This window comes from Rhizobium sp. BR 317, from assembly GCF_047445835.1.
Taxonomy (GTDB): Bacteria; Pseudomonadota; Alphaproteobacteria; order Rhizobiales; family Rhizobiaceae; genus Rhizobium; species Rhizobium paranaense.
Genome location: NZ_JARWLB010000008.1, coordinates 61,050 through 74,896 on the forward strand (window position 1 = coordinate 61,050; position 13,847 = coordinate 74,896).

General features: G+C 59.9%; 10 protein-coding genes and 2 pseudogenes. 8 read left to right on the forward strand and 4 right to left on the reverse strand.

Features of this window, described 5'->3' with window-relative positions; all coding sequences use genetic code 11:
* The first annotated feature begins 18 nt into the window (after positions 1–18).
* From QD357_RS14635 to QD357_RS14655, 5 genes and pseudogenes are all read left to right on the forward strand, one after another.
* Positions 19–1,272, forward strand: coding sequence for an aromatic ring-hydroxylating oxygenase subunit alpha (locus QD357_RS14635; protein ID WP_414124478.1), 1,254 nt, complete (start codon positions 19–21; stop codon positions 1,270–1,272).
* Positions 1,262–2,347 (forward strand): FAD-binding oxidoreductase, encoded by a 1,086-nt coding sequence (locus QD357_RS14640; protein ID WP_414124479.1) that lies wholly within the window; start codon positions 1,262–1,264, stop codon positions 2,345–2,347. Before QD357_RS14635 ends, QD357_RS14640 begins: the two co-directional genes overlap by 11 nt.
* A 142-nt stretch (positions 2,348–2,489) precedes the next feature.
* Positions 2,490–2,912, forward strand: a pseudogene (locus QD357_RS14645) (FAD-dependent oxidoreductase); the annotation flags it as partial.
* 101 nt (positions 2,913–3,013) lie between these two features.
* Positions 3,014–3,705: pseudogene (locus QD357_RS14650) on the forward strand (glycine betaine ABC transporter substrate-binding protein).
* A gap of 226 nt (positions 3,706–3,931) precedes the next feature.
* Entirely contained in the window at positions 3,932–5,383 is a 1,452-nt protein-coding gene (locus QD357_RS14655) for a CHAD domain-containing protein (RefSeq protein WP_414124480.1), read from the forward strand.
* Between the two features lie 87 nt (positions 5,384–5,470).
* Here the strand turns inward: QD357_RS14655 and QD357_RS14660 are convergent, their stop codons facing one another.
* Positions 5,471–6,532, reverse strand: coding sequence for an S-adenosylmethionine:tRNA ribosyltransferase-isomerase (locus QD357_RS14660; RefSeq protein ID WP_183938522.1), 1,062 nt, complete (start codon positions 6,530–6,532; stop codon positions 5,471–5,473).
* Positions 6,529–7,251: an SDR family NAD(P)-dependent oxidoreductase gene (locus QD357_RS14665; RefSeq protein ID WP_414124481.1), complete on the reverse strand. Its 723-nt coding sequence runs from the start codon at positions 7,249–7,251 to the stop codon at positions 6,529–6,531. Before QD357_RS14665 ends, QD357_RS14660 begins: the two co-directional genes overlap by 4 nt.
* A gap of 87 nt (positions 7,252–7,338) precedes the next feature.
* Here QD357_RS14665 and soxR point away from each other — a divergent pair, with 87 nt between their 5' ends.
* Positions 7,339–7,773, forward strand: a complete 435-nt coding sequence (gene soxR, locus QD357_RS14670) for a redox-sensitive transcriptional activator SoxR (RefSeq protein WP_183938520.1) — start codon at positions 7,339–7,341, stop codon at positions 7,771–7,773.
* A gap of 31 nt (positions 7,774–7,804) precedes the next feature.
* Here the strand turns inward: soxR and QD357_RS14675 are convergent, their stop codons facing one another.
* Entirely contained in the window at positions 7,805–8,113 is a 309-nt protein-coding gene (locus tag QD357_RS14675) for a hypothetical protein (RefSeq protein ID WP_414124482.1), read from the reverse strand.
* A 61-nt stretch (positions 8,114–8,174) separates the two neighbouring features.
* The gene (locus QD357_RS14680) at positions 8,175–9,152 is read right to left on the reverse strand and encodes an HWE histidine kinase domain-containing protein (protein WP_414124594.1); all 978 of its coding nucleotides are present in this window, start codon (positions 9,150–9,152) and stop codon (positions 8,175–8,177) included.
* 359 nt (positions 9,153–9,511) lie between these two features.
* Here QD357_RS14680 and QD357_RS14685 point away from each other — a divergent pair, with 359 nt between their 5' ends.
* Positions 9,512–13,207 carry a PAS domain-containing protein gene (locus QD357_RS14685; protein WP_414124485.1) on the forward strand — a complete coding sequence of 1,232 codons (3,696 nt, stop codon included), beginning with the start codon at positions 9,512–9,514 and terminating at the stop codon, positions 13,205–13,207.
* Positions 13,204–13,845, forward strand: coding sequence for a response regulator transcription factor (locus tag QD357_RS14690; RefSeq protein ID WP_183938518.1), 642 nt, complete (start codon positions 13,204–13,206; stop codon positions 13,843–13,845). The genes QD357_RS14685 and QD357_RS14690 overlap by 4 nt, the downstream gene beginning before the upstream one ends.
* Positions 13,846–13,847: the final 2 nt, after the last annotated feature.

The window sequence follows — 13,847 nt, forward strand, 5'->3', positions numbered from 1 at the left end:
AACGCATAAGGTAAGATCATGCTACAGACATTCGCTTCGCCGATTTCCTCGCTGCTCGACAGCCGAGCCGACGGTTATTCGCTTCCCGCTGGACTCTACATCCGAGACGATGTCTTCCAGGCTGACATCGACGTCTTTTTCAGGAAGCATTGGATATGCATCGGCCTCGACTGCGACGTGCCGGAACCGGGCGATGCCACGGTTGTCGACATTGGAAACAGCAGCCTGATCATTTTGCGTGACGATGACAATCAGATCCGCGTCGTTCACAACGTCTGCCGCCATCGCGGCGCCCGCATCCTGAACGCGGGATCGACCGTCATTTCGAAGCTGGTCTGTCCCTATCATCAATGGACCTACGAGCTTGACGGCGAACTGACATATGCGCCTCACATGGGCTCTGACTTCGACAAAAGCTGCAAGAGCCTCCGCCCGGTGAACTTCAAGTCGATCGGCGGATTGATCTACGCCTGCCTTTCCGACAATCCTCCCGAGGACATCGACCGCCTTGAGCAGGTCATGACGGAGCGCCTGGCTCCCTACGATATCCGCAATGCCAAGGTGGCCCATCAGGCCGACGTCATCGAGGACGGGAACTGGAAGCTCACGATTGAAAACAATCGCGAATGCTATCACTGCTCCGCCAACCATCCGGAACTGTGCGTATCCTTCGTCGATCTCGACTTCGGCTTCGATCCGGAAGGGCTGAGCCCAGAAGATCTGGAAGAGGCCAGGGAACACGAAGCGCTCTATGCCGAGCGTACCAAAAGCTGGGAGGCAGACGGTTTCCCATCTGCCGCCGTCGAGCAGCTCGTGGACTGCGAGACAAACTTCAGGACCCAGCGCCTCATCATTGCCGGCGCTGGTGAATCCCAGACGCCCGATGCAACGGCTGCCTCCTCGAAACTGCTCGGCAACATCACGCGGAAGGACCTCGGCGACACCCATCTTTGGGGTCACAATAGCTGGAATCACTTCATGGGCGACCACGCCGTCGTGGCGATCGTCATTCCGCTTTCAGCCGGGAAGACGCTGGTTCGCACCAAGTGGCTGGTCCACAAGGATGCCGTCGAGGGCGTGGACTACGATCTGCAGAAGCTGACTGACGTCTGGGTCGCGACGACCGACCAGGACGCCGAACTCGTTGCCAGGGCGCATGCCGGCGCTCTCGATCCGGCCTACCTTCCCGGTCCCTACTCGCGCTTCGCAGAGACCACCCTCGACAAGTTCGCAACGTGGTACATCGACCGGATGCGCGCCCATGGATACTAATGCGATGCAGACTTCGTTGGCTCCGCAGAGGGCGGAGTTCTGGGATAGCGAACGCGATGACACCCTCGTGTGCATAGACGTTCATCAGGAGACGCATGACGTGAAGAGCTTCACGTTTGCGTCCCCCCAGGGAAAACATTTCGCCTTCCAGGCAGGCCAATACTTTCTTTTCGACTTCGCCGTCGGAGCGGACACCGAAAGCCGCTGTTACAGCATCTCGTCCTCGCCGCAGCGGACAAACGCTTTCACCGTGACGGTGAAGCGGGTTGCAAACGGGCGGGTCTCGAACTGGCTTCACGACCACATGGCCGTCGGAGCGGCCGTCAAGGCGCAGGGGCCGCTCGGCCACTTCGTTCGACCCAACACGGCCAGCAAGTTCGTGCTGCTCTCCGGCGGCTCGGGCATCACCCCGGTCATGTCCATTCTCCGGGACTTCGGCGATACATACCGCCCCGTTGACATCGTTTTCATGCACGCGGCCCGCTCCCCGCGAGATCTCATCTTTCGCGACGAGCTTTCGAATCTCGCCGGAAGGATGAAGACCGTCAGGCTGCATTTCCTACCCGAGGTCGTGACCGGTGAACCGTCTTGGCCCGGCCTGACGGGCCGGATTTCCGCCGAATTCATGAAGCTTGCGGTTCCTGATATCGCCGAGCGGACCGTAATGTGCTGCGGCCCCGCGCCCTTCATGGCCGCAGCCCGCACGATCGCTGCTGATCTCGGGGTGCCCTCGTCGAGCTATATCGAAGAGAGCTTCGACGCCGCTATTATCGACGAGAGCGAGATCGCCGCTCCGGAAGTACCCGTTGGAAAGGTATATCAGGTCGAGTTCTCAAAGCAGGCGCGCAAGATCGAGGTGACCAACGAGCAGACGGTCCTGAGCTGTGCCAAGAAGGCCGGCTTGAGGATTCCCTCGTCCTGCGCCAATGGCGTCTGCGGAACCTGCAAGTCAAAGCTGGTCTCCGGCTCGGTGGATATGAAACACAATGGTGGCATCCGCCAGCGCGAAATCGACGCGGGAATGTTTCTTCCCTGCTGTTCCAAGCCTCTGAGCGATCTTGTCATTGAGCGGTAAATCAGTCGCCCGGGCGACGTTGGCATCGCAGCAAGCACCACGAGTGTCGGCGCGCCCGTGTGTTTTCTGGCTTGAAACCACTCCAGAATCTTATGCCGGTGGTAGTGCTTCCACCGGCATCGCTGGGCGCGTAAGGCGCCTTGGTGACCGAATCCTGGTGCGGTCGCGCTATAGCTACAATCCGGGCATCGAAGTCAGTGACACCGCAATTCGCAGAGCCGGACGGCTGCACGATGGGAAGTTTACCCATCGTTTCCCGGCGTTAGGCGACGTCGGAATGCTATACCGGTGGGGCGGCGCGATGGCGCTCACGCGCAATCATGTCCCAGCCTTCGGGGAAATCGAGCGCAATGTCTTCGCAGCATGCGGCTGCAACGGCCTCGGAGCCTCCAATTCCACCGCGGCCGGTATCGCTGCTGCAGAGCTTGCCGTGGGGCACGAGTCCGAACTTGGCCCCGTCTATCGCCAACTCGCTGCTCCGACGTCCCTGCCGCCACAGCCGCTGACCACGATCGGCGCAAGGCTCCATCTGGCCTACCGAGAATGGAGCGCTGGGGCCGAATAGGAAGGGGATTTCCTCTGCGCCCTCGGCGCACATGATATAGGCGAGGCTGTCCCATGCGGCGACCCAGCTTCGTAGACGACGCGCCGCCAAAGGGAACAGAAATGAAACCGTTACTTGCATCAACCTGCCTCGCGCTCGGCCCGTTCGCCGGCGCGTCGGTCGCCAACGCCGCTGAGTGCGGCACCTTGACGATCGCAAGCATGAATTGGCAGAGCGCGGAGGTTTTATCGAACCTCGACAAGATCATCCTCAATGAAGGATATGGCTGCCAAGCCGAGATCACGACCGGCGACACCGTGCCGACAATCACTTCGATGGCCGAAAAGGGGCAACCCGACATAGCACCGGAAGCCTGGATCGACCTTCTGCCGGACGTAGTCAAGAAGGGCATCGACGAGAAAAAGCTGGTCGTCGCCGCCAATGCTCTGCCGGGCGGCGGCGTCAACGGCTGGTGGATCCCGAAGTATGTTGCTGATGCTCATCCCGACATAAAAACGATTCCGGATGCGCTTAAGCATCCCGAACTTTTCCCCGATCCGGAAGATAGCAGCAAGGGCGCCATCTATAACGGTCCTCAGGGCTGGGGAGCTACGGTCGTCACGGCTCAACTCTCCAAAGCTTATGGCGCGGAGAAGGACCACTTCACCCTCGTGGATACAGGCTCGTCCGCCGGCCTCGACGCGATCAAGCCAACGGCGAAGATGGTGCGAAGCACTTCCTGAAAGAAAACAAGGACATTTGGTCGAAGTGGGTGTCGCCCGAGGCCGCCAAGAAGATCGAAGCGTCGTTGTAATCACGACCTGGGCGGCGCTGACAAAGCGCCGCTCTTCCATTTTAATTGAAAGCGACGACTTACCGCATTGTCGTCGGCAAAGGCGCGCAGAAGCGCGAAACGGCTTCATCGAACAACCATATCACCGACATCATCATGCCGCTGCAAAGGGCTGACTTGGCTGAACCAATTAACGCTTGAAGCGTTATAGGTTCTTATGGGGTAGTAAATATGCCGGGGATCTTCCATGTCGTCCGAAGTCGAATTGAAGCTTGAACTTTCCACGAAAGCCGCGCGGCGGTTACTGGGGTTCAATCCACTCGCCAACCCCGACAAGGTGTTGAAACAGACCTCAACCTATTTCGACACCGACGACCACAAGCTCCTTCAGAATGGCTTCACCCTTCGCGTCCGTCGGACCGGCGATGTCCATGTCCAGACCGTGAAAACGGTGGGCCGCGGCCAGTCTCTCTTTGCCCGATCGGAATGGGAAACGCCCATCGAAGGCGACCAGCCGATCGTCGACAATTCCAGTCCGCTGAAGACCGAATTCGGCGATGAACTCACCCTGCTGCCCGCCTTCAACGTGGAAATCGAGAGGCGCCTTTGGACCGTCGAGGAAAATGGCTCGCGGATCGAGGTGGTGATCGACCAGGGATCGGTCGTTTCCGGTGAGCGAAACTCCGCCGTGCGGGAAGCCGAGCTTGAGCTAAAGGGCGGCAACCAGAAGGACCTATTCGTATTCGCGCGCAAAATCGAAGCGGTCGCTCCTATTCGTTTTGGCGTTCGTTCCAAGGCGGAGAAGGGCTTCGCCCTGATCGAGCAGCAGAAGTCCGCATTCAAGGCCGAACCTCTCGATCTCGATCAGGATATGCCCGCATCCGATGCCTTTCAAACGATTGCCGCCTCGTGCTTCCGGCAGTTTCGTATGAACGAGGACGTTCTGCTGCGGCAGAGAAATGCCGAAGCGCTGCACCAGGCCCGTGTGGCGCTGCGTCGCCTGCGCTCGGCCTTCTCGCTCTTCAAGCCCTTGCTTCCCGGTGACGAGCCGCAGCGGCTGAAGGATGAGCTTCGCTGGCTGGCCAGTGTCCTTGGAGAGGCGCGCAATCTGGACGTGCTGCTAGCCAAGGCGGCGGACCCAGACCTGCGGGGCCGGCTGAAGGACGCCCGCGAGGCCGCTTACGACGAAGTGGCTAATGTATTGGATTCCAGTCGTGCCCGCGCGCTCATGCTGGACTTTAACGAGTGGCTTCGGTGCGGCGACTATCTTTCGCATCCCGAGACTGACGACGTTCTGGAGCTTCAAGCATCGGAGTTTGGCGAAATGGCGCTCAACCGGATGCGCAAGAAGCTGAAGAAACACGGGCAGGCGCTCGCGAAGGTCGACGATCAGCAACGCCACGAGGCTCGCAAGGATGCGAAGAAGTTGCGCTACGCGGCCGAGTTTTTCCAATCGCTGTTCGACGACAAACGCGCTATCCGTCGCCACCGACGCTTTATCGGCGCGATGGAGAAGCTTCAGGACCATCTCGGATCGCTGAACGATCTTGCAACCGGACCTGACGTTCTGCGTAAGCATGGCCTGACAGATCATCCCGCTTCGGACAGCGTTCTCTCCCATATGGACAAGGATGCTTTGATAGAGGATGCGCAGGATTCGCTTGACGACGTACTCGACGCGAAGCGGTTCTGGCGGTGAATATCATCATGCAGGAAGCAGACCCTTGAGCGTGGGGATGCCGCGAAGATCAGGGGATCCTCGCGGACTTCGTTTTGAGTACTTCAGTCACACTCTGCTTGCGCCGGCAATGGCGGTAGTGGCAGCAGTCGGCAAATTATACAGCACGGAATCGCCGAATTCATGCGTGCGATAACTGCCTGCGGTGAGCGCCGCGGAGGCCTGGGCGAGGAGGGCATCGTCGGCGAAGGCGCGCAGGAGTTCGAAATGGCTTTCACCGGGCTGGTGGACGCCTGTCAGAACCGTATCCACCACATGCAGCGCCGTGTCCCGCGCGATGCGCCCGCTCGCAATGCCCTCTCCGGCGAGAACGCTGCCATCGGGATTGGCGGCCGCCTCGAGTGCGCGCACGACGCTCGTACCGATCGCGACGACGCGGCTGCCGCGGAGCTTCGCTCGTGCGATCAGTGCGACAGTGCATTCGTGGATGCGGTATGGCTCGTCGAAGGGAAGGCGCGCGTCAAGCGCGGGATCGCCGGTGGAGGAAATGCCTGCGGCATGTGTGAGTGCTGCGAACTCGATGCCGCGCCGACGCCAAGCCTGAAGCGTGCACCAGTCAAGCGCAAAGCCTGCCGACGGCGCCTCGAACGCGAACGGGCGGGCGGCAATCTTCGTCCAGACATCCCACAGCGCCAGGCGTTCGGGAACATGCGCATATTGGATCGGCCGGCCGTGCTGCGCCAATCCTGCAAACATCGCTGCGCGGTTATCGAGAAAGCGCAATTCAAGAAGTCGCGGATGGTCGCGGAGACACTCAACGACTGCTTCGAGCGGGCCAAGCCGGAGGCGGTCGCCGATTGCCAGCGCAGGCGGAAGCAGCCGGTCTTCCGTGCGCGTCCGATGATCGCCCGGACCGAAGGCAATCGCCAGGAAACGGGTGGGATCGGGAGGTGATAGCCAGCCTGCCAGGCGGACCTCGATTACCTTGCCGCTCGGGACATGCGTGCCCCACAAGCTGGCAGGCAAAGTCGCCGCGTCATTGGCGACAACCAGGTCGCCGGGATTGAACAGTGCCGCGAGGGTGGTGCGCGGCAGGTCACGCATCGTGCCATCAGCCTCGATGACCAACAGTCTGGCGGAACGCCGATCGGAACAGTCGCCGGCAATCATGCTTGCTCTCCGGCCATGAGCCCGGTACGGACGGACAACGCGTCGCGCATCTTCTCGATGATCTCCACTGCCGCAAGTTCGGGGGCCTTCAAGGTCGAAGGGTCGGCGTCCGGAACCGCCAGTGCGTGAAGCGGGGTGTCCATATCGCCGGGGTCCAGCGCCAGAAGCCTTATGCCGTCGGGCTTTGCCTCCTCATCCCAAATCGCCGTAAGATGGGCAAGCGCGGCCTTACTCGCACCATAGGCGCCCCAGCCGGAATATGCGTTGACCGCCGCATCGCTGGAAATGTTGATCACCAGCGCGCCTCGGCCCTCGCGGGCGGACGCGGCAAGCGCGCCGAACACGGCTTTGGTCAGCCGGAACGCACCGACAAGGTTGACCGCAAGCGCCGCCTCCAGCTCTTCGCAATCGGTATCGGCCAGAAGCGCCAGAGGGACAGGACCGAGGCTGGATGCATTGTTGATCAGGACGTCGAGCCCGCCGAGATTGGCCGTGACCTGCATCGCGATGGGGTAGATGTCGTCCTTCTTGCCGACGTCGGCGACAATGCCATACGCCCCCGTCTCGGCTGTGACACGCTCCACATTCGCGGCCGTGCGAGCGACGAAGGCGACATGCGCGCCCTTCGCGGCAAGCTGCCGCACAAGCGCCAGTCCAAGCCCGGACGTGCCGCCCGTGACTGCCACCCGAAGTCCCTGAAAATCGATATTCGTATGCATTGCCGGTGCTCCTTCAATGGCTACGAACATTTGCTACAAGTTCAAGTTAACTTGAAGTCAAGCGGGATTCGTGTTTTTATTTTTTGCATGGATCCGATGCTTACCATCACCGACGTGTCGCGCCGCAGCGGCATTGCCTCGTCAGCCCTGCGTTTCTACGAGGAGCGCGGTTTGATCGCATCCGAGCGTGCCGGATCGGGGCACAGGCGCTATCACCGGTCCGTATTGCGCCGGATCGCCTTCATCGCCTTCGCGCAGCGAATCGGGCTGACGCTTGAGGAGATCAGTGCCGAGCTTACCAAGTTGCCGGCCGATCGCGTGCCGTCGCGCCGGGATTGGTCGAAATTATCCGGCGAATGGGCAAAGCGCATCGATGAGCGCATAAGCGAGCTGCAGCGTCTGCGGTCCGGACTGACCGAATGCATCGGTTGCGGCTGCCTGTCGATCGACCGGTGCAGTTTGGCGAACCCTGCCGATGTGGCAGGTCGCAAGGGGCCGGGACCCCGATATTGGCTTGGGTGAAAAGGTTGTGGGTTAACGATCCCAGGGTCTTCTACATGCCAAGAGCCTGGATCGCATCAAGCAGACGTTGCCTCTCAGTTGGCTTGCCAACATTGACCGCGCTGGCGAGGATTGCATCCTGGGCCAGTTCCGATCTTTCGCACGCGCTTGCCAGGACGAACGGCACGCCTAGCGACTTCAGCAGAAGTGCGACAGGCGTCATCTTTCCATCGCCGAGATTGACATCGAGGACGGCTGCATCCGGAAGTTCGTCTCGCAGCAGATCAATGGTACCCTCGACGGAGCCGACGGGTCCGAGCACGCGGAAGCCTTCGTTGATCAACGCGGCCTTTAGGTCCATCGCTATGAAGAACTCGTCTTCTACGCTCTCTCTCTCTCTCGCAGGTCCGCACATCAGATCCTCACACCGGGAGTTTGATCGTTACGACCAAACCACCAATACCATAGATAAGTTCCGCCTCTCCGCCCAAATGGGCAGCGGTGCCTTCGATCAATTCAGTGCCGTAGCCGTTTCGTGTTGGCGCTCTTACGACCGGCCCGTTCTCCTCCCGCCACTCGCAATTCAGGTATGTTCGATCGTTTGACCCGGTTTCAAGCGACCACTTCACATGGATTTCACCTTCGGGAACCGACAGAGCGCCGTATTTTGTCGCGTTGGTGGTCAGTTCATGGACGATCATGCTGATCGGAAGGACCTTGGAACTCGACAACTGGACAGCCGGGCCTTCAAAATGAAGCCGATCCGTGCCGATTTCACCGACTGAGCTTTTCAGCAGAGTCGCAAGATCGGTCGTTCCTTTGTTTGAGACGAGTTCCTGGGCGCGTAGGGCGACCTCCAGCCGCCCCAGAAATGCATCGCGATACTCGATCGCGGTCCGACCTTCGATACTTGTTTGCATCGCGATCGCGCGCACGACTGCGAATAGGTTCTTCATTCGGTGTCGGGTTTCAGAGATAATGAAGTTTTGCTCGGCCTCGTGGCGCTGGCGCTCGGTAACGTCATCGAAAAGAACGAGAATGTTGGTACTGTTGTCATCGGGATGAACGAGGCGGCGCGCATCGATGAGGAAAGTCCGCCGACCGATCACAGGAAAATCGTGCGTCACCTCAAATCCGATGACGGCGGACGCTTTGGGAATGACCGAAGCGATGAGTTGCCGAAGCTCTTCGATGTCCCACTGGCCATTGCCGAGGTCAAAGAAGCTGCGCCCAAAGATGTCGTCGCGCTCGATTTTGAAGGTGCGGATAAAGGCGTTGTTGGCGGTCACCACGCAAAAACCCTGATCCAGAACGACCACCGGCTGGGTCATCGTATCGACGACGCCTTGTGCTTGGACATGGCTGCTTTTCAGTAAGCGATACAGGTCTTCCAACATCATCGAGGAAATCTTTCCCTGACTAGAAGTATCCATATGTTGACGCGCTCGTCCGGGATGAACGTCAGTTTGCACACGCAGTTCCCACCCGGCTTGGAAGACGAATAAGACTGGCGACGGCACTGAAATAAAATGGCAGCGTCACATGGTTTGAACAAGCCGTTTTCTACACGCGATCCGCCAGATCTGCAGTCAGGGTGCGCAGCAAAGCCGCCGCGTGTCCCCCAATACATGGATTTCCATAAGTTGCAGCTCTGCTGTCCCGAGACTAGGGTGCGACATGGGCTCGCCAGTCCCGATACCGAGAGCAAGCCACTCGAAACGCTGACGATCCCAGGCGTTTAGCCCTGCAGGAGCTGCCTATGATACGTGTCTGGTCGCACCGCCCTCAATTCCTGCACCTGGGGCTTTTTATCGTGGCCTATGCTTTGGGCTGCGGATTTGCTCAATCGCTCGCAATCGTCCCTGGAACAGGCATTTCCATTTGGCCTCCGAGCGGTCTTTTCATTGCCACGCTCATTCTCGTCCCCCGGCATAGCTGGCCATGGTGGGTGCTGGCGGGGTGTGTTGCTGAACTGCTCAGTAATTTCCTCTGGTTCCAAAGTCCGCTGGCGGCCGCCTTCCTGATCTATGCCGGCAATGCACTTGAGGCCATGACCGGAGCATGGCTTGTGAACCGGATCTGCGGACGCCCCGTTCGGCTGGAAACCTTGCAGGAACTTCTGGCATTCGTCCTGCTTGCCGCTGTCATCGCACCAATCGTAAGCGCCACGATTGGCAGTGCGACACTTGCGTGGTTTGACATGCAGTCGCAATCCTTCGTGACGGCCTGGCCGCTCTGGTGGATCGGAGACGCCACCGGGGTTTTGATCGTGGCGCCGCTGGCGCTGGTCGTGTTTCAGAACTGGCGCGGCGAAACGCGGCTCTCGCCCGCGCGATGGCTGGAAGCTTGCCTCCTGGGGCTGATCTTTCTCGGTTTCGCCGCCCTTTCCCTGAGCGGCGTCCTGCCCTTCAGCTATATTGTCATGCCTCCTCTTCTCTGGGCCGCGGTGCGCTTCGAATTCAAAGGCGCCGCTGTTACCCTGACACTTCTTGCCCTGATCACGGCGCTATTCACGATAACCGGCGCCGGCCAATTTGTCGGTGATCCCGGGTCGCAGAAGCACAACCAGATCATGCTGCAGCTTTTTCTGGCCATCTCGGCATGCTCAGCGCTCATCGTCGCCGCCATATCCCGGCAGCATCAGCTCGCGTTGGCCACATTACGCCAAAGCGTGGAGGCGTTGCGTGAGCGGGAAAACGAGCTTTCGCAGCTCGTGAATATGGTGCCCGTCCAGATCAGGCGTCTGACGCCCGAAGGTGAGCCGACCTTCTTCAACAAGCGCTTGCTTGACTTCTTCGGTTTGGACGACGTGGCGCAATTGGACAAGCCTGGCATGAGCCGGCTGTCGGCAGCCATCAAGACCCTCGTCCATCCCGAGGATTCGCCTCGCCTGCTGGAAACGGTCCACCGCTCCCTCGCCACCGGCGAGCCCTACTCCATGAAATATCGTATGCGTCGCGCTGATGGCGTTTACCGATGGGTTGACGGTCGCTGGGAACCACTGCGGGATCAAAGCGGAACCATCGTGCAATGGTTCGCAATCTCCATCGACATCGACGACGAAGTGCGGGCACAAGCAGTATTGCGCGAAAGTGAGCGGCAGTTGCGGCAACTGATCGACGCCGTACCGGCGCTGATCTGGAGCGCGACACCTGAAGGAGCACCGTCATACATCAACAAGCGGTTGATGGATACGGTCGGCGTCACCTTGGAAGACTTGGTTGCGCCGGATGGATCGCTGTCGCTCGCCGATGTCTACACCGAAGACAGACAAGAGGTGAAGCAGGCACTCGCGCACTCCTTCGAAACGGGTACCCCGTTTGCTATGACGTATCGTCAGCATCGGTCTGACGGAACCTATCGGTGGACCGAGGGGCGTGCGGAGCCGTTGCGCGATCCGGAGGGCCGGATCGTGGAATGGTATGGCGTCTGCCTCGACATCGACGACCTGGTGACTGCACAGGAGGCATTGCGGCAAAGCGAACGCCGCTACCGAGACCTGTTCCACTACATGCCAATCGGGCTGGCCCAGGTGGATGCCGGCAAACTGATACCCCTGTTCAAGGAGTTGCGGGCGCAGGGCGTGACGGAGCTCAAAACCTATATAGACGAGCATCCCGAATTCCTGCCTCGCGCGCTAGAGGCTCTGGAGGTCGAGGAAGTCAACCGGCATATCGTCGACATGTTCGGCGCGAAGGATGCCGAAGAGATGTACGGTCCGATTACCCGGTATTGGCAGCCGGGTATTGCCACCATACGCCGCTCCATCGAGGCGCGTTATCGCGGTGAGGAGGTCTTTCAGGAAGAGACCAAAGTGGCCCGAATGGATGGCAGCGCCATCGACGTGCTGTTCACGACCGCCCGCCCCGGCGCCATCGCCGACAAGAGCCTGGTTGGCTTCATCGATATCACGGAGCGCAAGAAGGCCGAGGAGGCATTGCGCAACCGCGAGCGGGAATTCTCGCAGATCGTCGACATGGTTCCGAGCCTCCTCTGGCGGTTAGACCCAACGGGCGAGCCGGTTTATTTTAGCAGGCGAACGATCGAGTTCTTCGGTTTGAATATCGGGGCTTACGATGGACCCGAACTGAGCGGGCTGGCCGCCACCATAGCGGCGCTCGTCCATCCCGACGATGCGGCGCGATTGACGGAGACGCTCAACCGCTCGCTCGCCACCGGTGAGACTTTTTCTCTGAACTATCGCCTGCGTCGCGCGGATGGGGTCTATCGCTGGATGTCGGGCCGCGCGGAGCCGCTGCGGGATGAGAGCGGAACAATCGTCCAGTGGTACGGTCTCTCGCATGATATTGATGATCAACTGCGCATCGAAGAGGAATTGCGCGTCCGGGAACGCTCGCTCTGGCAACTCGTTGAAACGCTGCCCGCGATGATCGATTGCGCCGCTCCCGACGGGGAGCCGGTCTATCGCAATCCGCAGCTCCGTGACTTCCTCGGATATAAGCTTGAGGACCTGGACAGAAGCGGCAAATCCCGGCTGGCCGGTACACTCGATGCCGGCGTTCATCCCGATGATCTCCAGGGCGTCAAGGAGAACTATGCCCATTCCCTATCCACCGGCGAACCCTATGCGCGCAGGCATCGCCTACGGCGGTTTGATGGCGAATATCGCTGGATCGAGACGCGCGCTGCACCAATGCGCAATCCCGAAGGCGCAATCGTGCAGTGGAATGTCATCTGCATAGATATCGATGGCGAGGTTCGCGCCCAGGAAGAGCTGCAATTGGCCCGGGAAGGCCTCGCACGCGCGAGCCAGGCGGCGAGCCTTGCCGAGCTTTCAGCTTCCATCGCGCATGAGGTGAACCAGCCCTTGGCCGCCGTGGTGGCAAACTCGCATGCCTGCCAGCGCTGGCTCATGGCCGAACCGCCCAATATCGAGCGGGCGGAAAAGACGGTAGAGCGCATCATCCGCGATGCCAACTCTGCGGCTGACGTCGTCAGCCGCATTCGTGCCTTGTTCAAGCAATCCATAGACACGCGAATTCATACGGCACTCTCGAGCGTCATCAACGAAGCCCGCAGCCTCATGGCCGACGAAGCGTCGCGGCATCATGTCAAGATGGATGTGAAGATCGACAGCGACCTTCCGTTCATTGCAATCGATCGCGTTCAGATTCAGCAGGTTCTGATCAATCTCATCCGCAATGGCATGGATGCGATGGGCGCGATTTCCGACGACAGGCTGATCGGCATCCGTGTGCGCCATATGGGCGATGTGATCCAGACCGAAATCAGGGACCGCGGTCCGGGTATCGAATTTCCCGAGAGGATATTCGAACCGTTCTTCACGACAAAAGAAAATGGCATGGGCATGGGGCTGGCGATCTGCCGCTCAATCGTCGAGCTGCATGGCGGACGATTGTGGGCGGAGAAGAATGAACCGCGTGGAGCGACGTTCACCTTCACCTTGCCGGTTGAAATGAAGGCAGCGCAATGACGATTGATGATCATATTGTCTTCATCGTGGATGATGACGAACGCATTCGGGAGGCTCTTGGCGACCTGCTGGACTCGCACGGCATGCGCGCCATCGCCTTCGGATCGGCCGGCGACTATGTGAGGGCGGACAAACCGGATTCCCCTGCCTGCCTCATCCTCGATATCGAGCTGCCTGACATCAACGGCCTCGATCTCCAGCGGCAGATCGCCGAGGGCGATCATCCGCCGATCGTCTTTATTACCGGACATGGCGACATTCCGTCGTCTGTGCGTGCGATCAAGCACGGCGCCGTGGATTTCCTGACCAAGCCTTTCAGCGATGCGGATCTCATGGCAGCCATCCACGCGGCGATTGCACAGGATCGGGAAAAGAGAGCGGAACGCGCCGAACTCGGCGCGCTGAAACAACGCTATCTCGAACTGACACCACGGGAGCGCGAGGTGTTGCCGCTCGTCGTGAGCGGTCTTCTGAACAAGCAGGCGGCGGCTGAGCTGGGGATCAGCGAAGTCACGCTGCAGATCCATAGACGGAACGTGATGCAGAAAATGGCGGCGGCATCGCTCGCCGATCTCGTGCGTATTGCGGAAAGATTGGAAATACCGGTGACCCACTCGCGCCGCGTGGGAGGAAATTGAAT

Bases quoted from the DNA above. Each gene is read 5' to 3' on its own strand.
- QD357_RS14690 (WP_183938518.1), top strand. From the start codon at position 13,204: ATGACGATTGATGATCATATTGTCTTCATCGTGGATGATGACGAACGC.
- QD357_RS14680 (WP_414124594.1), bottom strand. From the start codon at position 9,152: ATGATGTTGGAAGACCTGTATCGCTTACTGAAAAGCAGCCATGTCCAA.
- QD357_RS14655 (WP_414124480.1), top strand. From the start codon at position 3,932: ATGTCGTCCGAAGTCGAATTGAAGCTTGAACTTTCCACGAAAGCCGCG.
- QD357_RS14675 (WP_414124482.1), bottom strand. From the start codon at position 8,113: ATGGACCTAAAGGCCGCGTTGATCAACGAAGGCTTCCGCGTGCTCGGA.
- QD357_RS14685 (WP_414124485.1), top strand. From the start codon at position 9,512: ATGATACGTGTCTGGTCGCACCGCCCTCAATTCCTGCACCTGGGGCTT.
- soxR (WP_183938520.1), top strand. From the start codon at position 7,339: ATGGATCCGATGCTTACCATCACCGACGTGTCGCGCCGCAGCGGCATT.
- QD357_RS14640 (WP_414124479.1), top strand. From the start codon at position 1,262: ATGGATACTAATGCGATGCAGACTTCGTTGGCTCCGCAGAGGGCGGAG.
- QD357_RS14665 (WP_414124481.1), bottom strand. From the start codon at position 7,251: ATGCATACGAATATCGATTTTCAGGGACTTCGGGTGGCAGTCACGGGC.
- QD357_RS14635 (WP_414124478.1), top strand. From the start codon at position 19: ATGCTACAGACATTCGCTTCGCCGATTTCCTCGCTGCTCGACAGCCGA.
- QD357_RS14660 (WP_183938522.1), bottom strand. From the start codon at position 6,532: ATGATTGCCGGCGACTGTTCCGATCGGCGTTCCGCCAGACTGTTGGTC.